The organism is Xanthomonas hortorum pv. cynarae, from assembly GCF_002939985.1.
Lineage (GTDB): Bacteria > Pseudomonadota > Gammaproteobacteria > Xanthomonadales > Xanthomonadaceae > Xanthomonas > Xanthomonas hortorum_D.
This window is the reverse complement of sequence record NZ_MDFM01000021.1, coordinates 20,273-44,411: the sequence shown is the minus strand read 5'-3', so window position 1 is coordinate 44,411 and position 24,139 is coordinate 20,273. Positions and strand designations below refer to the sequence as shown.

The window sequence follows — 24,139 nt, the reverse complement described above, 5'->3', positions numbered from 1 at the left end:
TGCGCGAAGTCAGAACTCCGCACAACACAGGCGGCTTCGCAATGCGCTTGGCCGGTCCGCCAGGCTGCCTACCCTTCGCGCAGATGCCGCGGCCGCAGCCCCAATGCCAGCTGCACCACCAGATAGGTCGCCCCACCGCTGCAGACCAGCACCGCCAGCCAGCCGATGCGATCCCACTTTTCCATCACGGTGAACGAGGGCAACCACCACAGCAGGCCCAACAGCACCACCACCATCGCCGCGCAGGCCAGCAGCAGGCGCAGCGCATAGCCGCCCCAGCCGGGCCGCCGCTGGTACACGCCGGACTTGCCCAACCAGTACCACAGCAAGCCCAGATTGAGATAACTCGACAACGCACTGGCAATCCCCAGCGCCAGATGCAGGCCCGGCTGCTTGCCCAGCGCCTGCATCACGCCCTGCGCCTTGAGCTCGGGCGGCACCATGATCTGGTAGACCACCGCCAGCAGCGCGAAGTTGAACACCATGTTGGCGATCAGCGCCGCCACCCCCGCGCGCACCGGCGTGCGGGTGTCCTGGCGCGCGTAGAACGCCGGCAGCACCACCTTGAGCATGGCGTAAGCCGGCAGGCCGAAGCTCAGACCGTAGACCGACATCGCGGTCATGCGCGTATCGAACGCGGTGAACTGGCGGTACTGGAACAAGGTGGCCACCAGCGGCTCGGCCAGCAGCAGCAAACCGAGCATCGCCGGCATGGCGATCAGCAACGTGGTACGAAACCCCCAGTCCAACGCGCCGGAAAACGCGCTGCGGTCGGTCTTGACATGATGGCGCGCCAGCGCCGGCAGGATCACCGTGCCCAGCGCCACCCCGAACACGCCCAGCGGCAGTTCGAGAAACCGGTCGGCCAGCGACAGCCACGACTGCGAGCCATCGGCCAGCCGCGCGGCGATCACGGTATCCAGCATCAGGTTGATCTGCGCCACCGACGAACCGAACAGGGTCGGGATCATCAAGGTCAGCACCTTGCGCACGTCCGGGTGGGTCCAGCCCCAACGTGGCAGTGTCAGCAGATCGATACCCTTCAAGGCCGGCAGCTGGAACAGCAACTGCAGCGCACCGGCCACCAGCACCGCCCAGCCCAGCGCCAGGATCGGCACCTCCAATCGCGGCGCCAGCCACAAGGCGCCGGCGATCATGCACAGATTGAGGATCACCGGCGTCAGCGCTGGAATCGCAAACCGCTGGAAGCTGTTGAGCGCCCCGCCCGCCAGCGCGGTCAACGACACGAACAACAGAAACGGAAAGGTCAGCCGCAACAGGTCGACCAGCAGGCCGTACTTGTCGGGATCGGTCGCCGCGCCATCGGAAAAGATCGACGCCAATTGCGGGGTGAAGATCAGCCCAAGCGCAGTGATCACCAGCAACATGCCGCCCAGCGTGCCGGACACCCGCGACATCAGCTCGCGCAGATCGGCATGCGGCCGGGTTTCCTTGACCTCGGTGAACACCGGCACGAACGCGGTGGCGAACGAGCCTTCGGCGAACAGGCGGCGCAGGAAATTGGGAATGCGAAACGCCACCCAGAAGGCATCGGTGACTGCGTTGGCCCCGAAGGTGGTGGAGATCGCCTGATCGCGGATCAGCCCCAATACCCGCGACACCATGGTCATACTACTGAACGAGAGCAGGCCTCTCAACATACCGGGCTTGCTCACGCAGCCTCCCTCTTGACATCTGACTTGACGTACATAACTAGGTCCATCATACTTTCGCGCTTGCTTTTTCCACCATACCGATTTTTCAGGAACCCACCACCGTGGCCAATATCAAGTCCGCCAAGAAGCGCGCCAAGCAGACCGTCGTGCGCAATGAGCGCAACACGGGCCAGCGTTCGATGCTGCGCACCGCCGTCAAGAAGGTGATCAAGGCCCTTGACGCCAACGATGCTGCAGGCGCCGAAGCTGCTTTCGCCGTTGCTCAGCCCATCCTCGACCGTTTCAGCGCCCGTGGCCTGATTCACAAGAACAAGGCTGCGCGTCACAAGAGCCGTCTGACCGCTCGCATCAAGGCCATCAAGGCCGCGTAAGCGATCGGTTTCGGCACCACCGGAAGCCTGGCTTTCGGTGGAACAGAAAAACCCGGCCTTGGCCGGGTTTTTTGTTTGGCTGCGATACCACTCAGCCGGCATTGCGCGCCTCGAGCTCGTCCTCGCGCTGACGGTCGAAGAACGCCATGATGTCCTTCATGATCGGGAAGGTGCCATCGCGACCCAACGCCGAGACCAGATACCACGGCGAGGTCCAGCCAAGTTCGGCCACGATCGCCTCTGCCGCCGTGCGCGCCTCGTCCTCGAACATCAGGTCGGCCTTGTTGAGCACCAGCCAACGCGGCTTGGCCAGCAACTCCGGATCGTGCCGCTCCAGCTCACGCTCGAGGGTGCGCACCTGATCGGCCGGGGACACGCCATCCACGCCACCTTCCATCGGCGAGATGTCCACCAGGTGCAGCAGCAAACGCGTGCGCTGCAGATGGCGCAGGAACTGCGTGCCCAGGCCGGCGCCATCGGCCGCACCCTCGATCAGGCCCGGCACGTCGGCGATGACGAAGCTGCGATACGCCTCGACACTGACCACGCCCAGATTCGGGTACAAGGTTGTGAACGGGTAATCGGCCACCTTCGGCGTTGCCGAAGACACCGCTCGGATCAACGTGCTCTTGCCGGCATTGGGGAAGCCCAGCAGGCCGACGTCGGCCAGCAGCTTCAACTCCAGCTTGAGCAGACGCTCCTCGCCCTCTTCGCCGGTGGTGGACTGGCGCGGGGCGCGATTGATCGAGCTCTTGAAATGCATGTTGCCCAGGCCGCCCTTGCCACCCTTGGCCACCAGCAGACGATCGCCGTTCTGGGTCAGGTCGCCGATGATTTCATCGGTCTGCACATTCATCACCACGGTGCCGACCGGCACCACGATGATGCGGTCTTCGCCGCCCTTGCCGTAGGCCTGACGGCCCATGCCATTCTCGCCGCGCTGCGCCTTGAAGGTGCGCTCATGCCGGAAGTCGACCAGGGTATTGACGTTCTCGTCGGCCACGATCCACACGCTGCCGCCACTGCCGCCATCACCACCATCCGGCCCACCGAGCGGGATGAACTTCTCGCGGCGAAAGCCGACACAGCCATTGCCGCCATTGCCGGCACTGACCAGGATTTCTGCTTCGTCGACTAACTTCATGAGCTTGCAACCGGGAATGGGGAATAGGGAATGGGGAATCGGCCAAAGAAAGTGGCATGACTCCTGCCAGCGAGCGCACTCACCAGCAAGACAGCAAAGAGCGGGAGGGGGCCAGAAGTCGGCTTTTCCGACTCCCGATTCCCCGTTCCCGATTCCCAGCCGTCAAACGAAAAACCCCGCAAAAGCGGGGCTTTCCGTCTCGTCCGTCAGGCATCGGTGCCTGGCGGACTGGCCTGCATGGAGCGGGCGATTACGCCTCGACAACCACGCTGACGGTACGACGCTTCTTCGCACCCTTGACCGAGAACTCCACCTTGCCGTTCACCAGGGCGAACAGGGTGTGGTCACGGCCGAGGCCAACGCCGCTACCCGGGTGGAACTGGGTGCCGCGCTGACGCACGATGATGTTGCCGGCATCGATGGCCTGGCCACCGAAGATCTTCACACCCAGGTACTTCGGGTTGGAATCGCGACCGTTGCGCGAGGAACCTACGCCTTTTTTATGTGCCATGACTGGTTCTCCTTACTTCTTATCGCCACCGGCAATGCCGGTGATCTCGATTTCGGTGTAGTACTGACGGTGTCCCTGACGCTTCATGTGGTGCTTGCGGCGACGGAACTTGATGATGCGCACCTTGTCGGCGCGGCCGTGGGCCACAACCTTTGCGGTGACCGAAGCGCCCTTCAGCGCATCGCCCAGCTTGATGCCATCGCTATCGCCCAACATCAGGACGGTGTCGAACTTGATCTCGTCGCCAGCTTCGACTTCGAGCTTTTCCACGCGGAGCGTTTCGCCCTGCGCGACGCGGTATTGCTTACCGCCGGTTACCAGAACTGCGTACATGACCAGGTTTTCCTCTGTAGTTATTATGGTCGCACTGACGTGCCCTAGGGCAGACAGGAGCGGGATTGTACTGGCCTATCGGGTTTTGGGTCAACCCGCAAGCCGGGCGCCGGCCGGTTTCCGATCGACGGCAGGTCGACCTGCCGCAGGCGACATCGATCCGGCTCCATGCAACGCATCATCCGGCCGCCACAACGCTCCGGTCAGACTGGCATTTCGGGCAATTGCCCTCACCTAGGTCGGCGGGTAGGCTGATCGACTGCCACTCATTCCTGCTGAGCACGCTCGCACCACCGCCGGTTCGCCGGCCCGACATCGGATCCCCCATGGCGATGGATTTCATCCGCATCCGCGGCGCGCGGACGCACAACCTCAAGAACATCGACCTCGACCTGCCTCGCGACAAATTGATCGTGATCACCGGCCTGTCCGGCTCGGGCAAGTCGTCATTGGCGTTCGACACCATTTATGCGGAGGGCCAGCGCCGCTACGTCGAGTCGCTGTCGGCGTATGCGCGCCAGTTCCTCAGCGTGATGGAAAAGCCCGACCTGGACCATATCGAAGGCCTGTCCCCGGCGATTTCGATCGAACAGAAATCGACCTCGCACAACCCGCGCTCCACGGTCGGCACGATCACCGAGATCTACGACTACCTGCGCCTGCTGTACGCGCGCGTCGGTCAGCCGCGTTGCCCGGACCATGGGTTCCCGCTGGAGGCGCAGACGGTCAGCCAGATGGTCGACCACATGCTCAACCAGGACCAGGAGCAGCGCTACATGCTGCTGGCGCCGGTGATCCGCGACCGCAAGGGCGAGCATGCACAGGTGTTCGAGCAACTGCGTGCGCACGGCTTCGTGCGCGTGCGCGTGGACGGCGAGTTGTACGAGATCGATGCGGTGCCGGCCTTGGCGCTGCGCCAGAAGCACACCATCGAAGCGGTGATCGACCGCTTTCGTCCGCGCGAGGACATCAAGCAGCGGCTGGCGGAAAGTTTCGAGACCGCGCTCAAGCTTGGCGAAGGCATGGTGTCGGTGCAGTCGCTGGACGATGCGGCCGCCGCGCCGCATCTGTTCTCGTCCAAGTACAGCTGCCCGGTTTGCGATTACTCGCTGCCTGAGCTGGAACCGCGGCTGTTCTCGTTCAACGCCCCGGTGGGCGCCTGCCCGAGCTGCGATGGCCTGGGCGTGGCCGAATTCTTCGATCCGGATCGGGTGGTGGTGCATCCGGAGCTGTCACTGTCGGCCGGTGCAGTGCGCGGCTGGGATCGGCGCAATGCCTATTATTTCCAGCTGATCGCCTCGCTCGCCAAGCACTACAAGTTCGACGTGGACGCAGTATGGAACTCGCTGCCGGCCAAGGTGCGCCAGGCGGTGCTGTTCGGCAGCGGCGATGAGGTGATCAGCTTCACCTACTTCACCGATGCGGGCGGGCGCACCACGCGCAAGCACCGTTTCGAAGGCATTTTGCCGAACCTGGAACGGCGCTACCGCGAGACCGAATCGCCGGCTGTGCGCGAAGAGCTGACCAAGTACGTCAGCCAGCAGCCCTGCCCTGCGTGCAATGGCACGCGCCTGAATCGTGCTGCGCGCAATGTGTTCGTGGCCGACCGCCCGCTGCCCGAGTTGGTGGTGCTGCCGGTCAACGAGGCGCTGAGCTTTTTCCGTGGTTTGTCGTTGCCGGGTTGGCGCGGCGAGATCGCCAGCAAGATCGTCAAGGAGATCGGCGAGCGGCTGGGCTTCCTGGTCGATGTGGGCCTGGATTACCTGACCCTGGAGCGCAAGGCTGACACCTTGTCCGGTGGCGAGGCGCAGCGCATTCGTCTGGCCAGCCAGATCGGCGCCGGCCTGGTCGGTGTGATGTATGTGCTGGACGAGCCCTCGATCGGCCTGCATCAGCGCGACAACGAACGCCTGCTCGGCACGCTGACGCGGCTGCGCGATCTGGGCAATACGGTGATCGTGGTCGAGCACGACGAAGACGCGATTCGCCTGGCCGATTACGTGCTGGATATCGGCCCCGGCGCCGGCGTACATGGCGGCGAAATCTGCGCGCAAGGCACGCTGCAGGACATTCTGGATGCGCCGCGCTCGCTGACCGGTCAATACCTGTCGGGCAAGCGCCGCATCGAGATTCCCAAGCAGCGCCACAAGCCCAACCCGAAGATGATGCTGCACCTGCGCGGGGCGACCGGCAACAACCTGAAGAATGTCGATCTGGACATTCCGGCCGGCCTGCTGACCTGTATCACCGGCGTGTCCGGCTCGGGCAAGTCCACGCTGATCAACGACACGCTGTTTTCGCTGGCGGCCAACGAGATCAACGGCGCCTCGCATCCGGTGGCCGCGCATCGCGAGGTCGAGAACCTCGATCTGTTCGACAAGGTCGTGGATATCGACCAGTCGCCGATCGGGCGCACCCCGCGCTCCAATCCGGCCACCTACACCGGCATGTTCACGCCGTTGCGCGAGTTGTTCGCGCAGGTGCCGGAATCGCGCGCGCGCGGGTATTCGCCGGGCCGTTTCAGCTTCAACGTGCGCGGCGGGCGCTGCGAGGCCTGCCAGGGCGATGGCCTGATCAAGGTGGAGATGCACTTCCTGCCCGACGTCTACGTGCCCTGCGATGTCTGCCACGGCAAGCGCTACAACCGCGAGACGCTGGAGATTCGCTACAAGGGCTACAACATCAGCGACGTGCTGCAGATGACCGTGGAAGATGCGCTGCGGCTGTTCGAGCCTGTGCCGTCGATCGCGCGCAAGCTGGAAACGCTGGTCGATGTCGGCCTGAGTTACATCAAGCTGGGCCAGAGCGCGACCACGCTGTCCGGCGGTGAAGCGCAGCGAGTGAAATTGTCGAAGGAGCTATCGCGTCGCGATACCGGACGCACCTTGTACATCCTCGACGAGCCGACCACCGGCCTGCACTTCCACGACATCGAAGCGCTGCTCGGCGTGCTGCACAAGCTGCGCGACGAGGGCAATACGGTGGTGGTGATCGAACACAACCTGGACGTGATCAAGACCGCCGACTGGATCGTGGACCTGGGCCCGGAAGGCGGCCACCGCGGTGGCAGCATCCTGGTCTCCGGCACGCCGGAAGAGGTGGCTGCACACAAGGCGTCCTACACCGGGCAATTCCTGGCAAAGATGCTGCCGTCGGTGAAGGCGCGAGAGACGCGTCCGGCGGCCATGGCCAACAAACCCGATGCGCGCCCGCCGCGCAAGATCAAACCGGAAAAGGTGGCGAAAGCCGCCAAATCCGCCACCAAGAAAACCGCGAAGAAGAAGGCAAGCTGATGAGCGAAGAGCACAAGGTGTTGGCACGCATCCCGATCAGCGTGCGCTGGCGCGACATGGACAGCATGGGCCATGTCAACAACGCCAAGTACATTTCCTATCTGGAAGAAGCGCGTGTGCGCTGGATGCTGGGCGTTGAAGGCGTGTCGATGACCGATCGCATCGCGCCGGTGGTCGCAGCCACCAACGTCAACTACAAGCGTCCGTTGGTGTGGCCGAACGACATCCTGGTGGAACTGTTCGTCGAGCGGCTGGGCAGCAGCAGCATCACCATCGGCCACCGCATCCTCGACCAGAAGGACGAGGGCGTGCTCTATTCCGATGGCAACGTGGTGGTGGTGTGGATCGACACGCAAACAGGCAAGAGTGCGTCGTTGCCGGATGCGGTGCGCGCTGCCAGCAGCTGAGATTTTATCGGCCCGGTTGCCGAGTTTTTCTCAGCGCTAAAGATCGGCGGCGGCTCTTTCGGCAGCCGCCGTTTTCGTTTTCGAATGGCGGTGTGATGACGTTACTTCGTACTACCGCACGTTTGCAGCATGCAGTGACTGTACTGCCGCAGCGACTTCATGCCTGCAGCGTGGTGAGCTGGCACCGCAGCCTGACTAAGCAGCGCCTTCTACGCGCCGTTCGAATGCTTTGCCGAAATCATTGGATCAAGCAGCGCTGCTGCCAACGGCAGCATCCATGCTGCCGTCTTCGCTCTACAGCCAGCTGCGCTCCCTCACGAACCCGGCGCGCGCTTGCGTGCTTCCAGCGTGGCCTTGATCTCGCGACCATCCTGCAAGGTAAAGGTCACTGGCACCTGCGCGCCCTCCTGCAGCGGCGCGCTCGCCTCCATCAGCATCAGATGCAGGCCGCCTGGCGCCAGCGCCACCGACTTGCCGGCAGGCAGCGGCAACTCGGGCACCGCACGCATGCGACTGACGCCGTTGGTTTGCGTGGTCTCGTGAATGGAGACATCGGCGAACACGCTGCTCTTGGCCGCGGTGACCTTCAGCGGCTGCGCGCAGCTGTTATGGAATTGCCCGAACCCCGCCGCCATGCCCATGCCCCCGGGCGGTGGAATGCGGACCCAGCCACCCTTGAATTCAGGCAGGCACTGCGCCCAGGCGCCTGCACTTGCCAACACCGCCAACGCACCGAGCAGCACGCGTGCGTACATGCGCTGCCTGCTTCGACTGCCGTCTATCATGACCCGACCTCCAGGAGCCCCGAATGAGCATCCAGATCTTAGACCATGGCCGTCTTCGCGAAATCCGTCTGGCCCGCCCGCCGGTCAATGCACTGGACAGCGCGCTGTGCCAGGCCTTGAGCGTTGCAGTGCAGCAGGCCGGCGATGAGACCGATGGCATCGTGCTGTCGGGCAGCGAGCGGATCTTTTCCGGTGGCATGGACGTGCCGCATCTGCTGGGGCACGGCACCGACCGCGCGGCATTGCTGGCCAGCTGGACGGCCTTCTTCGACGCTGCGCAAGCGCTGGCCAACAGCCGCGTGCCGGTGGTGGCGGCCATCGGCGGGCATGCGCCGGCCGGCGGCTGCGTGTTGGCGCTGTGCTGCGACTACCGGGTGATGGCGCGCAGTGCCGACACCGCCAAACCCTATGCGATCGGACTGAACGAAGTGCAGGTGGGCCTGGCCGCGCCCGAAGGCATCCAGCGCCTGTTGCGCCGCGTGGTCGGTGCGCACCGCGCCGAGCGCCTGCTGATCTCCGGCCAGCTGCTACCGGCCGAACAGGCGGTCACGATCGGCCTGGTCGACGAGCTGGCCGATGGCGAGTTGGTCACCGCGCGCGCGGTTGCCTGGCTGCAGGATCTGCAGCGACTGCCGCGCCAGCCCATGCTGACCACACGCGCCATCGCCCGCGCCGATCTGCGCGCCGCACTGGCACCCGAGCTGATCCAGCTGGAGCGTTTCATCGACGGCTGGTACGCACCGGATGCGCAGGCGGCGCTGCATGGCCTGGTCGCGCGCCTGCAAAAGACCTGAGCACGCGCCTTGCGCATGGTGGCGACGGGGCGGCCGGTATAATCGTGGTCCGTCGCACGCCCAGGCCAGCCCTTTGTCCGCCACTGCCGAACCCGTCGTCTCCGAACTGATCAACCTGCTGTCGCTGGAGCGCCTGGAAGACAATCTGTTTCGCGGCCAAAGCCGCGATATCGGCACCAAGTATGTGTTCGGTGGGCAGGTGCTGGGGCAGGCGCTGGCCGCCGCGCAGGCCACGGTGGAAAACGGCCGCCAGGCGCACTCGTTGCATGCCTACTTTCTGCGTGCCGGGGATATCGATCACCCGATCGTCTACGACGTCGATCGCACCCGCGACGGCGGCAGTTTCTCGGTACGACGGGTCACCGCGATCCAGCATGGCAAGGTGATCTTTTTCTGCGCAGCGTCGTTTCAGGAACACGAAGACGGTGCCGAGCATCAGTCGGTGATGCCGGTGGTGCCGCCGCCGGAAGACATCGAACCCACCGCGCCGCTGGCACCGGAAGTGCTGGCGAAACTGCCGGCCAAGGTGCAGCGCTGGCTCTCGCGTGGCGGCCCGTTCGAGTTCCGCCACGTCTTTCCACGCGACGAACTCAGACCACCCAAGCGCCCGCCGTTCCAGCAGATGTGGCTACGCCTGAGCGACCCGGTCGGCGACGATGTCGGCCTGCATCGCGCCTTGCTGGCGTATGCCTCGGATTTTCAGTTGCTGGGCACTTCGACGTTTCCGCACGGCATCAGTTATTACACGCCGAACGTGCAGATGGCCTCGCTCGATCATGCGCTGTGGTTCCATCGCCCGTTCCGTACCGACGATTGGCTGCTGTACTCGCTCGACAGCTCCACCGCGCAGGGCGCGCGCGGCCTGGCCCGTGGGCAGTTTTTCACCCGCGATGGCGTGCTGGTCGCCAGCACCACGCAGGAAGGCTTGATCCGCGTGGTGCCCGATGGCAGCGCAATTGCCGTGCCGGCGAAGGACTAGCCGTGCCCGTGCTTGAACAACAACTTTCGCTGAGCGCAGACAGGTCTGCTGCCGCCTTTTTCGGTTGTGGACCGACGTCCACGCCACTTTTCTTCCATGTCTCGAACACGCGCACCCGCAGCGCGATGCGTTCGGCAATCGCTGGCACACTTTAAGCATGCGCAAGATCTTCAGCAGTCAACGTATCGAAACCGCCGAAGGCGTCGCCAACCTGTTGCGCGATGCCGGCATCGATGTGCGCATGAGCAATGGCCGCTCCTACGAAAGCAAACGCACCGGCCAGTTCAGCTATCTCGAACACAGCAACGCACAGACCTATCCCACCGTGTGGATCGTGCATGCCGACGACCAGCCACGCGCGCGCGAGTTGCTGCGCGACGCGCGCCTGCTCGACACCACCCGTCGCGACCTGCCGAACGTGGAATACACCTTCCGCGAAGGCGAAAACGGCTCAAGCTCCAGCGCGCGCAGCTGGGCCTGGCGTATCCGTCTGGTACTGCTGTTGGTGATCGGCGCGGTTGCCATGTTCGTGGTGCTGCGCCATCGCAATGCACCGGCGCCAGCGACTCAGCCGGCATCGCAACAAGCGGCGCCGGCCAACGCAGCACCGCCTGCGGCAGAGGATGAAGAAGTGCGCGTGCGGATCCAGCCGGCGCGCTGAGCGCCGCTGACGTCGGCACCGGCAGTCACCGGCATCGCATCGGTCACATCTGCCGCTCCCATGCGTCATGCTGGGACCAGGACATGGATTGCGCCGATGCACACCGACACGCTGGACCTGATGTTGCAACGCGAATTGCCCGACGCCGCCGCCGGCTGCCAGCAGGCGTATGGCCGCATCGTGCGCGCCTGCCAGAACACGGTGACCGCCATCGCGCTGGCGATCACCCGTGATATCGCCGCCAGCGAAGACATTGCCCAGGAAGCCTTCCTGCGCGCCTGGCAGCGGCTGGCGCAACTCAGCCAACCGGCCAGCTTTCTGCCGTGGCTGCGGCAGATCACCCGTAACCTGGCGCGCGACTGGCTGCGCGCCAACCGGCACCGCGCGCTCAGCGGCGAAGCAGCCGACCTCGCCATCGCGATGGCAGCCGACCCCGCACCCTCGCCCGCCGAGCACCTGCTGCAGGTGGAAGAAGAAATTGCCGCGCTCGACATCATTTCCGCATTGCCCGAAGAAAGCCGCGAGACGCTGCTGCTGTATTACCGCGAAGGCCAGAGTTCGCAGCAGGTGGCCTCGCTGCTCGGCCTCAGCGATGCCGCCGTGCGCAAGCGCCTGTCGCGGGCACGTGCCAGCGTGCGCGAGGAACTGCTGCGCCGGTTCGGCGCGTTCGCGCGTGGCAGCGCACCCAGTGTGGCGTTTGCCACTGCGGTGACCTCGGCAACGATGCTGGCAGCCCCGGGAACCGCGAGCGCGGCCATCGTGTTGGGCGGCATCGGTGGCGCGGGCAAGCTGGGCATGGGTGGTTTGACCGGCTCTGCCGTTGGCGGTGGCGGCGCAGCCGGTGCGTTGAGCGTCTGGTTCGGCATGCCGGCGCTGTTTGCTGCAGGCAGCGTGCTGGTTGCAGCACTGGGAACTTACTGGTCGGGCTGGTATCTGCTGCGCTTTGCCGAGACAGCCCGCGAAACCGCGGGTATCCACCGCTTCATGCTCACAAGCACCCTGACGTCGGTGATCGTGTGCGGCAGCACGTTGCTACTGAACCGACTCAGCAACCAACCCTGGTCGGCCTTGCTGGTGCTGTGCGCAGGCATGGTCGTGATCAACTATCAAACGCTGCGCGTGCTGCCCCGGGTGATGCGCCCCATGCTGGAACGCGATGCACAACGGCGCGGCACCACGCAGGCACCATTGCTTTACCGCTGCATGTTCAGTCCAAGCGCGATGCTCATGAGCACGCTGGCGGTCCTGCTGCCAATCTTCCATCACTACATGAAGCTAGGAATGCTGTGATCTAACCGAAGCAGCGATGACCGCAATCGACTGACTCCGGCAGCCAGCCTACAAAAACGGCCTCCTGCTTGCGCGGGAGGCCGTCGGTCGATCGGCGCCTTGTTGCGTGCTGCTGGTTACCTGTTGCGTATGACGACAGTTATGCCGGTCGCAGCAGCGCGACCGGTTAACGCTCTGGCGACTGGAAGAACTCAGTTGCCCGCAGCAGGCTTGGCCGGCATCGGACGCTTGCCGTGATCACCACGCTCGCCATGCTCGCCCGGACCACGCGGACCGTGCTCGCCACGCTGCTTGGAGGCCGCATCGAACTCGGCCTTGCTCAACTTGCCGTCCTTGTCGGTATCGGCCTTGGCAAACCACGCATCGCGATGCTGCTGCATGCGCAACGCACGGTCGGCGCGATCGACAAAGCCGTCCTTGTTGACGTCCATCTCATCGAAGCGCGCGGCGAACTTCGGGTCGGCCTTGGCTTCTTCGCGGCTGATGCGGCCGTCCTTGTTGGTATCGAGCTTGCTCAGCCATTCGCCGCGCCCGTCGCGTCCATCACGACCCGGGCCCCGATGATGCGGACGCTCATCGCGCGACAGCTTGCCGTCCTTGTTGGTGTCCAGCGTATCGAACTGCGCAGCCAGCTTCGGATCGGCCGCCGCTTCGCTGCGGTCGATCACGCCATCGCCGTTCTTGTCGAGCTTGGCAGGACGCGGCGCATCGCCAGCGGCAGGCGGAGCGGCGAACACCGCGCCGGTGGACAGGGCGGCCAGCACGGCCAATGCGAGAAACGGTTTGCGAGACGTCATGAGAAACTCCTGGGATGTGAGAACCACACGCGGCACCTGCATGGGCCGCATCGCGTGGGTGGCGCATCCGGATCCACCGTACGCTGCCACCAACACCCACATCAACGAGCGATCGGCACGCGCGTTGACGCGGCCACCGGCCGTATTCATCCGGCGGACAGTCGCCGCTGTTGCGACACGCAGGCGCTATCCTGCGTCCATGGCCATCCACGCCGACACCCACGACGACCTGCGCCTGTTCCAGACCGGCGAGCATGCCTGCGGCTACTGGCCGGATCGGCGTGCGCGCGACCTGGTACTGGACCCGCACGATCCGCGTCTGGGCGCAATTTATCCGCAGGCATTGGCGTGGGGATTCCGGCGCTCCGGCGATCTGGTCTACCGGCCGCATTGCGAACGTTGCCGCGCCTGCGTGCCGGTGCGCATTGCCGTGGATGCGTTCCGGCACGATCGCAGTCAGCGCCGTTGCCTGGCGCGCAATCAGGACCTGGTGGTGCGCGTGGTCGCCGCCGAACGCACCGACGAACAACTTGCGTTGTATCGGCAGTACCTCAAGCACCGCCATCCCGGCGGCGGCATGGACGAACATGGCGCCACCGAATTCGACCAGTTCCTGATCGGCGGCTGGTCGCATGGGCGCTTTCTTGAGATACGCGAACCGGCGGTGGCGCACGCGCCAGGGCGATTGCTCGCCGTTGCGGTCACCGATGTCACCGAGCACGCGTTGTCGGCGGTCTATACGTTCTACGCGCCGGATGCCGCCGCGCGCAGTCTGGGCACCTTCGCGATCCTGCAGCAGATCCAGTGGGCGCAACGCGAGCGGCGCGCGCATGTGTATCTGGGCTACTGGATCGACGGCCACGCGAAGATGAATTACAAGCGCCACTTCAGCGCACTGGAAGCTTACGACGGCCGTCAATGGCGCGGGCTCCCGGCCCCTGCACCGGCAGGTTGAACCACCGGACGACGACATCGGCCTGTCGTCTCCCGCATGCGAGAATATTGCGATGATCAAACCCATCCTGCTGCTTGCGCTGACCATGCTCTGCGCTGCTTGCGCGCATCGCGCGCCCTCCTCCGATACCGCGCCCGGCGCTTCCGCTGCCGCGCCTGAACCTGCCCACTTGCGCATCGCGACCTACAACACTTCGCTGTATTCCGACGAGGCCGGCGGCCTGGTGCGCGAACTGCAGGGCGACAGCGCGCATGCGCGCAAGATCGCCGCCGTGCTGCAGCGGGTGCGCCCGGATCTGGTGCTGCTCAACGAGTTCGATTTCGACCCCGAGCATCGCGCCGCCGATCTGTTCCAGCAGCGCTATCTGCAGGTCGCCCAGCCGGGCGGCGGCGAAGCGCTGCGCTATCCGTATCGCTACCTGGCACCAGTGAATACCGGCGTGCCGAGTGGGCTGGATCTGGACAACAACGGCACTGTCGGTGGCGATGGCCGTTCGCGCGGCAACGATGCCTGGGGGTATGGGTTGCACCCTGGCCAGTACGGCATGCTGGTGCTGTCGCGCTATCCGATCGATGCGCAGGCGGTGCGCAGTTTCCAGCTGCTGAAATGGAGCGCGTTGCCGGGTGCGTTGCGCCCGACCGATCCGTCCAGCAAGAAATCGTTTTATCGCGATGCGATCTGGGCGCAACTGCGGCTGTCGTCCAAATCGCATTGGGACGTGCCGGTGCGCACGCCGCTGGGCGTGGTGCACGCGCTGGTATCACATCCCACACCGCCGGTGTTCGACGGTGCCGAGAAGCGCAACGCCGCCCGCAATCACGACGAACTGCGGCTATGGCGCGAGTATCTGGATAACCCCAACGACGCCGCATGGCTGTGCGACGACCAGGGCCGCTGCGGCGGTCTGCCGGCCGACGCACGCTTTGTGATCCTCGGCGATCTCAATAACGACCCGGTCGATGGCGCCGGCCGCCACGATGCGATCCGCACACTGATCACGCATCCGCGCGTCTTGCAGTATCCCACCCCGCACAGCGACGGCGGCACGGAAAAAACCGCCGAATACGCCGCGCTAGGCATCGCGCATACCGGCGACCCGCAGCAGGTCACCGGCGACTTCGGCCCGCAGGCCGGCACGATGCGCCTGGACTACGTGCTGCCATCGCGCCAGTTCACCCTGATCGGCAGCGGCATCTTCTGGCCGGCCAGCAGCGCGCCGGACGCGGCGATCGCCGATGGCAGCGACCATCATGCGGTGTGGGTGGATGTGGCTGAGAAGCTGTGATTGGGGATTCGGGATTCGAAGCATCTGGCTCTGAGCTGACTCAGGCCTCTCCTGCGGACGATCCGTTGAACAGCGGCAGCTGCGGCAGGAGCACGGGGGTGCTCGTGCCGCAGTATGTTGAAGACGTGCCGGGATGCGGTCGGCGGTTGTCAATGCCGGGCTAGCGCGGTCGGTGACGAGAGCGCCCAGCCAAGTCACAAGGGCATTGCGCCATGGCAGGACGCGGTTCTTTGCCGCCACTGCTCCCCTGCTCCGACACGCATTGCGCCTCAGGCGTCCAGCCGGATCACCAACGCCTCAGCCGCCACACGCGCTTCCTCGCGCGCAGCATCGATGCTGTCGGCACGCGCCAGCGTGACACCGACACGGCGATGACCATCTACGCGCGGTTTGCCGAACAAACGGAGTGCGGTGTCCGGGTCGCGCAGTGCATCGGCAACGTTGTCGAAGGCCGGCACGCCGTGGCCGTGTGCGAGCAGTGCACACGAGGCCGATGGCCCGCTCTGACGAATCACGCCACCGTTGTCGGCACCGACCGGCAGGCCGAGAATGGCGCGTGCGTGCAACGCGAATTCGCTTAACTCCTGCGACACCAGCGTGACCAGACCGGTGTCGTGCGGGCGCGGCGAGACTTCGCTGAACCACACCTCGTCGCCCTTGACGAACAGCTCCACACCGAACAGCCCCCAGCCACCGAGGTCGTCGGTGATGGCCTGCGCGATCTGCTGCGAGCGCTGCAGCGCGGCCGGCGACATCGGCTGCGGCTGCCAGCTCTCGCGGTAGTCGCCATCTTTCTGCCAATGCCCGATCGGATCGCAGAACGAAGTACCGCCGGCATGCCGCACGGTCAACAAGGTGATCTCGTAATCGAAGTCGATGAAGCCTTCGACGATGCAGCGGCCGGCACCGGCACGCCCGCCAGTCTGCGCGTAGTCCCACGCGGCATCGATGTCCGCTTCGCTGCGCAAGGTGCTCTGGCCCTTGCCCGAGGACGACATCACCGGCTTGACCACGCACGGCAGGCCGACAGCGGCGATGGCGTCGCGATACTCGGCAGCCGTGTCGACGAAACGATACGGCGAGGTCGGCAGGCCCAGGGTTTCGGCCGCCAGACGACGGATACCTTCGCGGTCCATGGTCAGGCGTGCGGCGCGCGCAGTCGGGATGACCTTCTGCCCTTGCTCGCGCTCCAGCGCGACCAGCGTTTCGGTATGGATCGCCTCGATCTCCGGCACGATCAGATGCGGCTGCTCTTTGGCGATCAGCGCGCGCAGTGCCTGCGGGTCGAGCATGTCCAGCACATGCGAACGATGCGCCACCTGCATCGCCGGCGCGTTGGCGTAACGGTCGGCAGCGATCACCTCCACCCCGAAGCGCTGCAATTCGATCGCCACTTCCTTGCCCAGCTCGCCCGAGCCCAGCAACAGCACGCGGGTGGCGGAAGGCGACAACGGCGTGCCGAGAGTAGTCATGAGCGCGGTCCAGATCGGAAGGGGGGCCGCCATTCTAACGGGCCGTCACCCAGACCGCCGGTCAGAGCCCTTGCGTCGACTGATATCAATTTGATATCTTTTTTACACTCCCCAAGGACACCTGACTCATGAAAGAGAAGCCGATCAGCTCACTGCCGGGCATTCCCGTCATCCTCGCCGCCGGCGCGGCGTTCGCAGGCGCGGCGTGGTTCATCCTCACCTCGATGGCTGCCACCACCACAACGCCGGGCGGGTTTCTCACTTCGCTGCTGGTGGTGGCGGTGGGCATCTTCATGCTGGCCGGTCTGTACACGCTGGAGCCGAACCAGGCCGCAGTGCTGAGCCTGTTCGGCAAGTACGTCGGCACGGTCAAGGACCCGGGGCTGCGCTGGAACAACCCCTTCTATGCAAAACGTCGCGTCAGCCAGCGCGTGCGCAACTTCGAAAGCGGCCGGCTCAAGGTCAACGAACTGGATGGCAGCCCGATCGAGATTGCCGCCGTGATCGTGTGGCAGGTCCTGGACGCATCCGAAGCGGTCTACAACGTGGACGATTACGAAAGCTTCGTGCATATCCAGTCCGAGGCGGCGCTGCGCGCGATGGCCACCAGCTACCCCTACGACCAGCACGAAGACGATCAGATCTCGCTGCGCAGTCACCCGGCCGAAATCAGCGAGCAACTCAAGCGCCATCTGGACGAGCGCCTGACCCAGGCCGGTGTGGATGTGATCGAAGCGCGCATCAGCCACCTCGCCTACGCACCGGAAATCGCCCAGGCCATGCTGCAGCGTCAGCAGGCCAATGCGGTGATCGCCGCACGCACGCGCATCGTCGCCGGTGCTGTGGGCATGGTCGAAATGGCACTGTCCGAACTGCAAAAAAATGGCGTGGTACAGCTGGACGAAGAGCGCAAGGCGCACATGGTCAGCAACCTGCTCACGGTGTTGTGTTCTGATCGTGGCACCCAGCCGGTGGTCAACGCCGGCTCGCTGTATTGAGGTGATGCGATGAATGTCATGGTGCCGTTGGTGGTCGCGCTCTCCGGCTTGCCCGCGCTGGCAATCGCCGCCTCCATCGGGGCGGACGAGGACGACCGCGCGCGTGGCCTGGGCCTGCGCTGGGCGCTGATCGGCCTGGTGATCCTGATCGGTGCCGCATGCCTGTACTGGGCTGGCGACAACCGCGCCGGCATCTACGCGGTGGTGATCGGCATGCTCGTCGGCGTCAATGTCTTGATCGTCTCGATGGTGATGCACCTGCGCCGCCACAGCGGCCGCGGGGAGCGCGAGTGAACGAAAAGAAGGCCTATCCGCTGCGCATCAACGCCGACGTCCTGGCCGCCGTGCAGCGCTGGTCAGACGACGAACTGCGCAGCCTCAATGCACAGATCGAATACGTGTTGCGCGATGCGCTGCGCAAGGCCGGCCGGCTGCCGAAGCCGCGCGACGACAAGGAACCGCAAGCATGAGCAAACGCTGGAACTATTTGACCATCGAGTTGAAGCCGTCGTTTATCGGCACGATCAAGAGCGAGGACATCCAGGCCGAACTGCTCAAACAGGGCAACCTCGGCTGGGAACTGGTCAACATCCTCATGCATATGCCGCTTGGCACAGCGCTGCTGGTGTTCAAGAAGGAACTCTGACATCGGCGCGCCAGCGCGCCTCGGCAGCTGGCGCGCAGTGGCCGCTCGTGCGCTGCGTCGATGACGGCCGTGGCGGCGGTGGTCGCCGAGCTCTCGCAGCCACGGCTACCGGCCGCTGTACCAGGATTTGCCTTCGCTGGCCGCGCTGGCCACTTCGGCCTACCCTGTGCCGATGCCGATACGTCCCGTGCCGACCCTGCTGCTCAATACCCGCGCTATCGAACTGGTGCCAGCCGCCCTTCTGCAGGCGCGCAGCAATGCCGACGCGCGCGTGCTGGCGCAGGCCGACTGGCTGCTGAGGCGCAAGCGCGATGGGCGCTATCTGGCTGCGCAACTGGCGCAGGGACTGATGCCGCTGGTGCCGCGGCTGGCACGCGAGCCCGGCCTGGATGAGGCGCTGGATCGGCTGGATACCGACACGCCCCGCCTGCCGCCCCGCGCCACCACGCTCCCGGTCGACGGCCTGCAACGCCGTCTGGCGCAGTTGAGCATTGCCCAAGACGATTACGTCAGCCAGACCGGCCTGATGCTGATCGCCGAACCGTCCGTGCTGCAGCATGCCGGCCGCGACCGCTTCGGCCGGCCGCTCTGGCTCAGCCACGGCGCTGCCCGCGCCTGGCACCGCATGCGCATCGATGCGGCACGCACGGGCATCCTGCTCGATGCGATCTCGGGCTATCGCAGTCACGACTATCAACTGGGCATTTTCGAACGCAAGTTCGCGCGCGGCCTCACGCTTGCCCAGATTCTGGCTGTCAACGCAGCGCCAGGCTTCAGCGAACACCATAGCGGCGATGCACTGGATATCGGCACGCCAGGCGAGCCGCCGGCCGAAGACGCCTTCGAAGCGACGCCTGCATTCGCGTGGTTGCGTACGCATGCCGCGCAGTTCGGCTTTCGCCTGAGTTATCCGCGCGACAACCCGCATGGCATCGTCTACGAGCCGTGGCACTGGCGTTGGTCGGCGACGTAAGCCGGCCGCGCGTCATGCCTCACGCGACGCAGCGCGACACCGCCGCCCATCTTGTCTGCCACCCTTGCGCGCGAGCTACTCCTGCGAGCGCGGCGTCGGCACCTTGGTCGCCACGCTGAAGTCGGCGATCTTCCACAGATAGAACGCGGCATAGCTGCGATACGGGCCCCAGCGTTCGCCGCGTGCGGCCAGTTCCTTCGGCGTCGGCATCTGCTCCTGCTTGTCCACGCGTTGGGCACCTTTGCGCACGCCCAGGTCGTCGATCGGCAGCAGATCCGGGCGCCCCAGGCGAAACATCAGCATCATTTCCACCGTCCAGCGGCCGATGCCGCGCACCGGTATCAGTGCTTCGACAATCGCTTCGTCTTCCATGAAAGCGAGCTTGCGTAACGAGGGAATCTCGCCTTCCAGTTCGCGCCGCGCCAGATCGCGCAATGCCAGCGCCTTGTTGCCGGACACGCCGCAGGCGCGCAATGCCGCATCGTCGATACGAGCGAGCGTATCCGCATGCAACCGCTGCGCACCGATCGCCACTTCCACCCGCGCCACGATCGTGGAGGCCGCCTTGCCGCTGAGTTGCTGGAACAGGATCGCGCGCGCCAATGCATCCACCGGATCGAACGGCTTGCGCCAACCCGGCTGTGGCGCGATCGGGCCGATTCGCTTCATCCACGCACCCAACGCGCGGTCGCGCCGGGTCAAGTGCGCGAACGCAGCTTCCACGTCGAATCCGCGGGCGTGGCGCGGCATGCTCAGCGCCTCAACGCGCCGATCGCCAGCACCACCCAGCCCAGCATCAGGCTGACCCCGCCAACCGGCGCCAGGCTGGTGGGCCACTGCAGCAGCGCGCCGCCGACCAGGCTGCCGGCAAACAGCAGCGTGCCGATCAACAGCAGATACAGACCGATCCGACCCAGCGCGCGCGTTTCGGTGGTGCCGAGCGCGGCCAGGACGGCGCCATGCCCGAATGCGTACAGCGACGCCAGTTGCAGCCGCGATTGCAGCACTGCATCGGCCACGCCATGCGAGGCATAGGCCGACAACCCCACCGCGATGGCGGCCAGCAACGCGCCGCAGAACGCCAGCAGCGAGGGATATTTCTTACGACGTTCGAGCAGGGACATGAGGGCAGGCTCCATTGCAGCGCCGTGGCGCAAAAAAAAACGCGCCGCAAGGCTGCGGCGCGTTTTCGTCTGGATCAACTCATCGTGGTGAAACGATTACTTGATGGCCCAGTAAACATCGTAGACACCTTCCGGCGTAAACGACTTGTCCACGCCTGCCTTCCACGACTCGTACGGACGCTCGGTCACGTCGTTGCCGTTGGTGGCAGACCAGGCACGCAGCGAGCTACGCACTGCATCCAGACCGGCCATGTGGCCTGCGTAGGTTGCATAGGCAGAGCGATGCGCCTTGGTGCGCTCGTACTTCACCGGTGCTTCGGTCGGGATATTGACCTTCAGCTCTTCGCCAGTGGCGGCAACCGGCGTTGCATCGACCGGAGCAGCGGCAGCGGCGTCGTCCTTCTTGGCAGCGTCCTTGTCCTTGGCCGCATCCGGCTTGGGAGCCGCACCGGCACGCTTGCGCACCGGCTGCACGACGTCGAAGGCGTACTTGTCGGAGGCGAAGTCGGTGGTGACGATGCGCACCGGACCCGCAGCCTCGAGGCCGTTGGAATCCATCACCCGCTTGATCCACTCCTGGTTGTCCTTGATCGACTTCTTGATCGTCTCGTTGTCACGATCGATGTTGCCTGCGGTGACGACCAACAGGTCCTCGGCCGGCACATCGACGATCTTGAGATCGCTCAACACCGGCTTGCCATCCAGCTCGGCGCGGTAGTCGAAATTGGGAACGGTGGCCAGTGCGGTCGCCAGGCGCGACAGACCCAACTTCAGGTCGTCACCCACGTGGCGGCTGACATACAAGCCGGCATAACGACCGAACAGGTTCCAGCCGTACTTGACGCTGTAGTCCTGGGTGATCTTGACGTTCTTGTTGTTCTTGCCGGTCGGCACCAGGGTGAAATTGGTGACCTTGTCGTAGCCCTTGGTGGGATCGTCGATCGAAATCTCAACACGCTCGTTCTTGACGCTGTTGGTGATCTCCCAGCTGCCCTTGCCGATGTAACCTTCGGTGGAGCTGTACTCGATACGTGCACCCTTGCCCTCTTCAGGGCCGGCCAGCTTCAGCTGGAGCTTGGGGTCACGCAGCACGAGCGGGTTCCAATCCTTGAAACGACGGAAGCTGTTCACGGTGTCGTAAACAATCGTCATTCTGCGGTTGGTCTCAACACTCTCGGACATCTGCCGCTCCGAGGGCAACACCAGGCCCACTACGACAAACAGGCCAGCCACGATCCCCAAGGCGATCAGGAACTCGATAATACGGGTCATTCAGGAGGTCTCCGGGGCCGATCCCACGGCCGGGTTGAGTGAAGCGAAGCCGCCATCCTAGCAGGCTTCGAGAAAGATGTTCAGTTGTGCGACGGGTAGCGCGGTCTTGCGGTGTCATCCAGCGCAAGACACGCCGTTGCACAGCGACGCAATCCTAATCCAGGCAGGGGTTTGGACGGATTGCGCGCCGCTATCATGCACATCGCGCGATGCCTGTGTGTGATGCAGCGATGGCATGGCGCATTCGCCCTGCTCGTCAGCCTGTTGCCATGCAGATGCACAGCAACGCGCCACAGCGAATCGCACCGCAGTGAATCAGGCACGCCCGCAGGGTGAAACGCGCCGCCGCGCGCCCAATCCCCTCAGCGCCGACGGGGATTGGGCGCCGCCCGGCGATGCCGTCAGACCAACTGCAGCTCGAAGGCCTTCAATACTGCGCGAGTGCGATCGCGCACGCCGAGCTTGGACAGAATGTTGGAGACGTGATTCTTGATGGTGCCCTCGGCCACGCCCAGCGAATTGGCGATCTCCTTGTTGGAAAACCCGCTGGCCATCAGCCGCAGGATCTCTGTCTCGCGGTCGGTCAGCGGGTCGGGGCGGTCCAGGCTGACGAACTCGTTGCGCATGTGTTCCAGGCCCGACAGCAGGCGCTGGGTCACCGCCGGCTGCACCAGCGATCCGCCACCGGCCACGGTGCGGATCGCGCCGACCAGTTGTTCCAGCGAGACATCCTTGAGCAGATAGCCCTTGGCGCCGGCCTTGAGCCCGGCCAGTACCAGTTGGTCGTCGTCGAAGGTGGTAAGGATGATCGTCGGCGGCAGCGTGCCGTTGCGCGAGAGCATCTGCAGCGCCTCCAGCCCGGACATCACCGGCATGCGCATGTCCATCAGCACCACATCGGGCTGAATCTGCGGAATCTGCTCGACCGCCTGCTTGCCATCGGAGGCCTCGGCGACCACTTCGATGCCGTTGTCCAGCGCCAGCAGCGAGCGGATGCCCTGGCGTACCAGGGTTTGGTCGTCGACCAGGCACACACGGATCATCTAGAACACTCCTTGGGTCACGGCCGCAGGCATCAGTGCCGGCGCGCCTGGAACGGAGATGCGCAGGCCGAAGCCGTCACCCCGCCGGGTTTGAATCTCGAGCTGGCCACCATACTGGTTCAGGCGTTCGCGCATGCCGCGCAGCCCGTTGCCGGGCGCCACGGTGTCGGCGCCGTGGCCGTCGTCGCGGGCGTCGATCAGCACGGTGTCGGCATCGCGGCGCACCTGGATCCACAGGTTGCGCGCACCGGCATGGCGCACCGCATTGGTGATGATTTCCTGGGTACAGCGCAGCAGCACGTGGGCGCGCTCGGGGTCGTCCAGGGTCAGCGGCTGGGCGATGTCCAGATGGATGTCCAGCGAGGGCACCTGGGTCACCAGCGGGCGCAAGGCCGATTCCAGATCGATGGCGCCGCTGTCGCGCAGGTGGCTGACCGCTTCGCGCACGTCGGTGAGCAGCAGCTTGGCCAGCGTATGCGCCTGGCGCACGTGTTCCTTGGCCTGGCCCTCGGTGATGTGGCCGGCCACCTCCAGATTCAGGCTCAGCGCGGTGAGGTGGTGGCCGAGCAGGTCGTGCAGCTCGCGCGAGATGCGGGTGCGCTCGTTGATGCGGGCGCTTTCGGCCAGCAAGGCCCGGGTGGCGCGCAGTTCGGCATTGAGCCGGCGCTGTTCTTCGCGCGCATCGGTCTGCTGGCGCGCGACCAGGCTGGTCACGAAGATGAACATCGAAAAGCCGCCGTACAACAGCGACTGCATCAGCGCGGCGAACAGGGTGAAGTCCGGGCGCAGGTAGTAGAACACCGGCAGCACCGCCAGCTGACTGAGCACCAGCCAGGCCACCCCAATGCGCAGCGGCAGCAGCCAGGGGATCACCCCGGCCGCCACCATCATCAGAATGCTGCCCAGCCCGGTTCCGCTCAGATAGCTGACCGCCAGCGCGAAGATGGTGAGCAGCAGCAGAATCAGCCGGTCGTACCAGTGCGCGTGGCCGCCGCTGTTCAAACCGCGGGTCAACCAGAAGTAGCTGGCGCCGAAGCCGACGAAGAACCCCGACATCAGCAGGGCTTCGGCCACGCTGCGGTGGTCGCCCTCTTCGGCAACCGGCCAGTAGGTGTACACCAACGGCATGGCGATCATCGCCCAGGTGAACAGGCCGGCGAAGCGCAGGACGCGCGTATGACTGAGGTATCCCAACATGTACGCATCTTAGGCGTAACGCGCGGCCCTGCCCTCTTGCCGGAAGTCATGCATCGGCACGTTGGCAACAAGTTGCACTCCGACATCGGCGCGCCGCTGCCGCCTCCTTGTCCGCATGCCCAGCGGAGCGCGC

Annotated in this window: 26 protein-coding genes; 14 read left to right on the top strand and 12 right to left on the bottom strand. The window is 65.0% G+C overall.

What is annotated here, in order from left to right; genetic code table 11:
- Nucleotides 1-68: 68 nt before the first annotated feature.
- Nucleotides 69-1,661 carry a murein biosynthesis integral membrane protein MurJ gene (gene murJ / locus XcyCFBP4188_RS14940; RefSeq protein WP_006449998.1) on the bottom strand — a complete coding sequence of 531 codons (1,593 nt, stop codon included), beginning with the start codon at nucleotides 1,659-1,661 and terminating at the stop codon, nucleotides 69-71.
- Nucleotides 1,662-1,777: 116 nt separating this feature from the next.
- Between murJ and rpsT the strand changes: the two genes are divergently transcribed.
- The gene (gene rpsT / locus XcyCFBP4188_RS14935) at nucleotides 1,778-2,047 is read left to right on the top strand and encodes a 30S ribosomal protein S20 (RefSeq protein ID WP_002807888.1); all 270 of its coding nucleotides are present in this window, start codon (nucleotides 1,778-1,780) and stop codon (nucleotides 2,045-2,047) included.
- 91 nt (nucleotides 2,048-2,138) lie between these two features.
- On the opposite strand, the gene obgE is transcribed toward rpsT, so the two are convergent.
- The 3 genes from obgE to rplU all read right to left on the bottom strand — a co-directional run bounded on the left by obgE (nucleotide 2,139) and on the right by rplU (nucleotide 4,035).
- The gene (obgE, locus tag XcyCFBP4188_RS14930) at nucleotides 2,139-3,191 is read right to left on the bottom strand and encodes a GTPase ObgE (RefSeq protein WP_006449999.1); all 1,053 of its coding nucleotides are present in this window, start codon (nucleotides 3,189-3,191) and stop codon (nucleotides 2,139-2,141) included.
- A gap of 250 nt (nucleotides 3,192-3,441) precedes the next feature.
- On the bottom strand, nucleotides 3,442-3,702 hold the full coding sequence (gene rpmA / locus XcyCFBP4188_RS14925; protein WP_006450000.1) for a 50S ribosomal protein L27: 261 nt from the start codon (nucleotides 3,700-3,702) through the stop codon (nucleotides 3,442-3,444).
- 12 nt (nucleotides 3,703-3,714) lie between these two features.
- Nucleotides 3,715-4,035 carry a 50S ribosomal protein L21 gene (gene rplU / locus XcyCFBP4188_RS14920; protein ID WP_006450001.1) on the bottom strand — a complete coding sequence of 107 codons (321 nt, stop codon included), beginning with the start codon at nucleotides 4,033-4,035 and terminating at the stop codon, nucleotides 3,715-3,717.
- A 326-nt stretch (nucleotides 4,036-4,361) separates the two neighbouring features.
- On the opposite strand from rplU, the gene uvrA reads away from it, so the two are divergent.
- Together uvrA and XcyCFBP4188_RS14910 are read left to right on the top strand one after the other, a co-directional pair.
- Nucleotides 4,362-7,328 carry an excinuclease ABC subunit UvrA gene (gene uvrA / locus XcyCFBP4188_RS14915; RefSeq protein WP_006450002.1) on the top strand — a complete coding sequence of 989 codons (2,967 nt, stop codon included), beginning with the start codon at nucleotides 4,362-4,364 and terminating at the stop codon, nucleotides 7,326-7,328.
- Nucleotides 7,328-7,735, top strand: a complete 408-nt coding sequence (locus XcyCFBP4188_RS14910; protein ID WP_006450003.1) for an acyl-CoA thioesterase — start codon at nucleotides 7,328-7,330, stop codon at nucleotides 7,733-7,735. Before uvrA ends, XcyCFBP4188_RS14910 begins: the two co-directional genes overlap by 1 nt.
- 314 nt (nucleotides 7,736-8,049) lie before the next feature.
- Here the strand turns inward: XcyCFBP4188_RS14910 and XcyCFBP4188_RS14905 are convergent, their stop codons facing one another.
- On the bottom strand, nucleotides 8,050-8,478 hold the full coding sequence (locus XcyCFBP4188_RS14905) for a copper chaperone PCu(A)C (protein WP_043908244.1): 429 nt from the start codon (nucleotides 8,476-8,478) through the stop codon (nucleotides 8,050-8,052).
- A gap of 65 nt (nucleotides 8,479-8,543) precedes the next feature.
- Here XcyCFBP4188_RS14905 and XcyCFBP4188_RS14900 point away from each other — a divergent pair, with 65 nt between their 5' ends.
- The 4 genes from XcyCFBP4188_RS14900 (at nucleotide 8,544) to XcyCFBP4188_RS14885 (ending at nucleotide 12,244) form a co-directional block, all read left to right on the top strand.
- Nucleotides 8,544-9,314, top strand: a complete 771-nt coding sequence (locus tag XcyCFBP4188_RS14900) for an enoyl-CoA hydratase/isomerase family protein (RefSeq protein ID WP_006450005.1) — start codon at nucleotides 8,544-8,546, stop codon at nucleotides 9,312-9,314.
- Nucleotides 9,315-9,387: 73 nt separating this feature from the next.
- Nucleotides 9,388-10,293 (top strand): acyl-CoA thioesterase II, encoded by a 906-nt coding sequence (tesB, locus tag XcyCFBP4188_RS14895; RefSeq protein WP_006450006.1) that lies wholly within the window; start codon nucleotides 9,388-9,390, stop codon nucleotides 10,291-10,293.
- A gap of 157 nt (nucleotides 10,294-10,450) precedes the next feature.
- Nucleotides 10,451-10,954 (top strand): putative signal transducing protein, encoded by a 504-nt coding sequence (locus tag XcyCFBP4188_RS14890; protein ID WP_006450007.1) that lies wholly within the window; start codon nucleotides 10,451-10,453, stop codon nucleotides 10,952-10,954.
- A 96-nt stretch (nucleotides 10,955-11,050) separates the two neighbouring features.
- A complete protein-coding gene (locus XcyCFBP4188_RS14885) occupies nucleotides 11,051-12,244 on the top strand; it encodes an RNA polymerase sigma factor (RefSeq protein WP_006450008.1) in 1,194 nt (397 codons plus the stop codon).
- A 191-nt stretch (nucleotides 12,245-12,435) separates the two neighbouring features.
- Here the strand turns inward: XcyCFBP4188_RS14885 and XcyCFBP4188_RS14880 are convergent, their stop codons facing one another.
- Nucleotides 12,436-13,041, bottom strand: a complete 606-nt coding sequence (locus tag XcyCFBP4188_RS14880) for an EF-hand domain-containing protein (RefSeq protein ID WP_104592378.1) — start codon at nucleotides 13,039-13,041, stop codon at nucleotides 12,436-12,438.
- 40 nt (nucleotides 13,042-13,081) lie between these two features.
- On the opposite strand from XcyCFBP4188_RS14880, the gene XcyCFBP4188_RS14875 reads away from it, so the two are divergent.
- Nucleotides 13,082-13,996: an arginyltransferase gene (locus tag XcyCFBP4188_RS14875; protein ID WP_043908231.1), complete on the top strand. Its 915-nt coding sequence runs from the start codon at nucleotides 13,082-13,084 to the stop codon at nucleotides 13,994-13,996.
- A 52-nt stretch (nucleotides 13,997-14,048) separates the two neighbouring features.
- Nucleotides 14,049-15,281: an endonuclease/exonuclease/phosphatase family protein gene (locus XcyCFBP4188_RS14870; RefSeq protein WP_006450011.1), complete on the top strand. Its 1,233-nt coding sequence runs from the start codon at nucleotides 14,049-14,051 to the stop codon at nucleotides 15,279-15,281.
- A gap of 269 nt (nucleotides 15,282-15,550) precedes the next feature.
- Here the strand turns inward: XcyCFBP4188_RS14870 and purT are convergent, their stop codons facing one another.
- Nucleotides 15,551-16,753 carry a formate-dependent phosphoribosylglycinamide formyltransferase gene (gene purT / locus XcyCFBP4188_RS14865; RefSeq protein ID WP_043908238.1) on the bottom strand — a complete coding sequence of 401 codons (1,203 nt, stop codon included), beginning with the start codon at nucleotides 16,751-16,753 and terminating at the stop codon, nucleotides 15,551-15,553.
- Nucleotides 16,754-16,881: 128 nt separating this feature from the next.
- Between purT and XcyCFBP4188_RS14860 the strand changes: the two genes are divergently transcribed.
- From XcyCFBP4188_RS14860 to XcyCFBP4188_RS14840, 5 genes are all read left to right on the top strand, one after another.
- A complete protein-coding gene (locus XcyCFBP4188_RS14860) occupies nucleotides 16,882-17,751 on the top strand; it encodes an SPFH domain-containing protein (RefSeq protein WP_006450013.1) in 870 nt (289 codons plus the stop codon).
- Between the two features lie 9 nt (nucleotides 17,752-17,760).
- On the top strand, nucleotides 17,761-18,045 hold the full coding sequence (locus XcyCFBP4188_RS14855) for a hypothetical protein (RefSeq protein WP_006450014.1): 285 nt from the start codon (nucleotides 17,761-17,763) through the stop codon (nucleotides 18,043-18,045).
- Nucleotides 18,042-18,221, top strand: coding sequence for a type II toxin-antitoxin system antitoxin (locus tag XcyCFBP4188_RS14850; protein ID WP_006450015.1), 180 nt, complete (start codon nucleotides 18,042-18,044; stop codon nucleotides 18,219-18,221). Before XcyCFBP4188_RS14855 ends, XcyCFBP4188_RS14850 begins: the two co-directional genes overlap by 4 nt.
- Nucleotides 18,218-18,397, top strand: a complete 180-nt coding sequence (locus tag XcyCFBP4188_RS14845; RefSeq protein WP_006450016.1) for a DUF4177 domain-containing protein — start codon at nucleotides 18,218-18,220, stop codon at nucleotides 18,395-18,397. Before XcyCFBP4188_RS14850 ends, XcyCFBP4188_RS14845 begins: the two co-directional genes overlap by 4 nt.
- A gap of 172 nt (nucleotides 18,398-18,569) precedes the next feature.
- Complete coding sequence (locus tag XcyCFBP4188_RS14840) at nucleotides 18,570-19,370, top strand: M15 family metallopeptidase (RefSeq protein WP_104592387.1); 801 nt, start codon at nucleotides 18,570-18,572, stop codon at nucleotides 19,368-19,370.
- A gap of 75 nt (nucleotides 19,371-19,445) precedes the next feature.
- On the opposite strand, the gene XcyCFBP4188_RS14835 is transcribed toward XcyCFBP4188_RS14840, so the two are convergent.
- From XcyCFBP4188_RS14835 to XcyCFBP4188_RS14815, 5 genes are all read right to left on the bottom strand, one after another.
- A complete protein-coding gene (locus XcyCFBP4188_RS14835) occupies nucleotides 19,446-20,120 on the bottom strand; it encodes a DNA-3-methyladenine glycosylase family protein (protein WP_006450018.1) in 675 nt (224 codons plus the stop codon).
- Between the two features lie 2 nt (nucleotides 20,121-20,122).
- Complete coding sequence (locus XcyCFBP4188_RS14830; protein WP_006450019.1) at nucleotides 20,123-20,509, bottom strand: DUF423 domain-containing protein; 387 nt, start codon at nucleotides 20,507-20,509, stop codon at nucleotides 20,123-20,125.
- A gap of 81 nt (nucleotides 20,510-20,590) precedes the next feature.
- Entirely contained in the window at nucleotides 20,591-21,766 is a 1,176-nt protein-coding gene (locus XcyCFBP4188_RS14825; RefSeq protein WP_074056929.1) for a polyketide cyclase, read from the bottom strand.
- 401 nt (nucleotides 21,767-22,167) lie between these two features.
- Nucleotides 22,168-22,809 carry a response regulator gene (locus tag XcyCFBP4188_RS14820; RefSeq protein ID WP_006450021.1) on the bottom strand — a complete coding sequence of 214 codons (642 nt, stop codon included), beginning with the start codon at nucleotides 22,807-22,809 and terminating at the stop codon, nucleotides 22,168-22,170.
- Nucleotides 22,810-24,006 (bottom strand): sensor histidine kinase, encoded by a 1,197-nt coding sequence (locus XcyCFBP4188_RS14815; RefSeq protein WP_104592377.1) that lies wholly within the window; start codon nucleotides 24,004-24,006, stop codon nucleotides 22,810-22,812.
- Nucleotides 24,007-24,139 lie beyond the last annotated feature (133 nt).

Bases quoted from the DNA above. Each gene is read 5' to 3' on its own strand.
- murJ (WP_006449998.1), bottom strand. From the start codon at position 1,661: ATGTTGAGAGGCCTGCTCTCGTTCAGTAGTATGACCATGGTGTCGCGG.
- obgE (WP_006449999.1), bottom strand. From the start codon at position 3,191: ATGAAGTTAGTCGACGAAGCAGAAATCCTGGTCAGTGCCGGCAATGGC.
- rpmA (WP_006450000.1), bottom strand. From the start codon at position 3,702: ATGGCACATAAAAAAGGCGTAGGTTCCTCGCGCAACGGTCGCGATTCC.
- rplU (WP_006450001.1), bottom strand. From the start codon at position 4,035: ATGTACGCAGTTCTGGTAACCGGCGGTAAGCAATACCGCGTCGCGCAG.
- uvrA (WP_006450002.1), top strand. From the start codon at position 4,362: ATGGCGATGGATTTCATCCGCATCCGCGGCGCGCGGACGCACAACCTC.
- XcyCFBP4188_RS14910 (WP_006450003.1), top strand. From the start codon at position 7,328: ATGAGCGAAGAGCACAAGGTGTTGGCACGCATCCCGATCAGCGTGCGC.
- XcyCFBP4188_RS14900 (WP_006450005.1), top strand. From the start codon at position 8,544: ATGAGCATCCAGATCTTAGACCATGGCCGTCTTCGCGAAATCCGTCTG.
- XcyCFBP4188_RS14890 (WP_006450007.1), top strand. From the start codon at position 10,451: ATGCGCAAGATCTTCAGCAGTCAACGTATCGAAACCGCCGAAGGCGTC.
- XcyCFBP4188_RS14885 (WP_006450008.1), top strand. From the start codon at position 11,051: ATGCACACCGACACGCTGGACCTGATGTTGCAACGCGAATTGCCCGAC.
- XcyCFBP4188_RS14880 (WP_104592378.1), bottom strand. From the start codon at position 13,041: ATGACGTCTCGCAAACCGTTTCTCGCATTGGCCGTGCTGGCCGCCCTG.
- XcyCFBP4188_RS14875 (WP_043908231.1), top strand. From the start codon at position 13,082: ATGGGCCGCATCGCGTGGGTGGCGCATCCGGATCCACCGTACGCTGCC.
- XcyCFBP4188_RS14870 (WP_006450011.1), top strand. From the start codon at position 14,049: ATGATCAAACCCATCCTGCTGCTTGCGCTGACCATGCTCTGCGCTGCT.
- purT (WP_043908238.1), bottom strand. From the start codon at position 16,753: ATGACTACTCTCGGCACGCCGTTGTCGCCTTCCGCCACCCGCGTGCTG.
- XcyCFBP4188_RS14860 (WP_006450013.1), top strand. From the start codon at position 16,882: ATGAAAGAGAAGCCGATCAGCTCACTGCCGGGCATTCCCGTCATCCTC.
- XcyCFBP4188_RS14855 (WP_006450014.1), top strand. From the start codon at position 17,761: ATGAATGTCATGGTGCCGTTGGTGGTCGCGCTCTCCGGCTTGCCCGCG.
- XcyCFBP4188_RS14845 (WP_006450016.1), top strand. From the start codon at position 18,218: ATGAGCAAACGCTGGAACTATTTGACCATCGAGTTGAAGCCGTCGTTT.
- XcyCFBP4188_RS14840 (WP_104592387.1), top strand. From the start codon at position 18,570: ATGCCGATACGTCCCGTGCCGACCCTGCTGCTCAATACCCGCGCTATC.
- XcyCFBP4188_RS14835 (WP_006450018.1), bottom strand. From the start codon at position 20,120: ATGCCGCGCCACGCCCGCGGATTCGACGTGGAAGCTGCGTTCGCGCAC.
- XcyCFBP4188_RS14830 (WP_006450019.1), bottom strand. From the start codon at position 20,509: ATGGAGCCTGCCCTCATGTCCCTGCTCGAACGTCGTAAGAAATATCCC.
- XcyCFBP4188_RS14825 (WP_074056929.1), bottom strand. From the start codon at position 21,766: ATGACCCGTATTATCGAGTTCCTGATCGCCTTGGGGATCGTGGCTGGC.
- XcyCFBP4188_RS14820 (WP_006450021.1), bottom strand. From the start codon at position 22,809: ATGATCCGTGTGTGCCTGGTCGACGACCAAACCCTGGTACGCCAGGGC.
- XcyCFBP4188_RS14815 (WP_104592377.1), bottom strand. From the start codon at position 24,006: ATGTTGGGATACCTCAGTCATACGCGCGTCCTGCGCTTCGCCGGCCTG.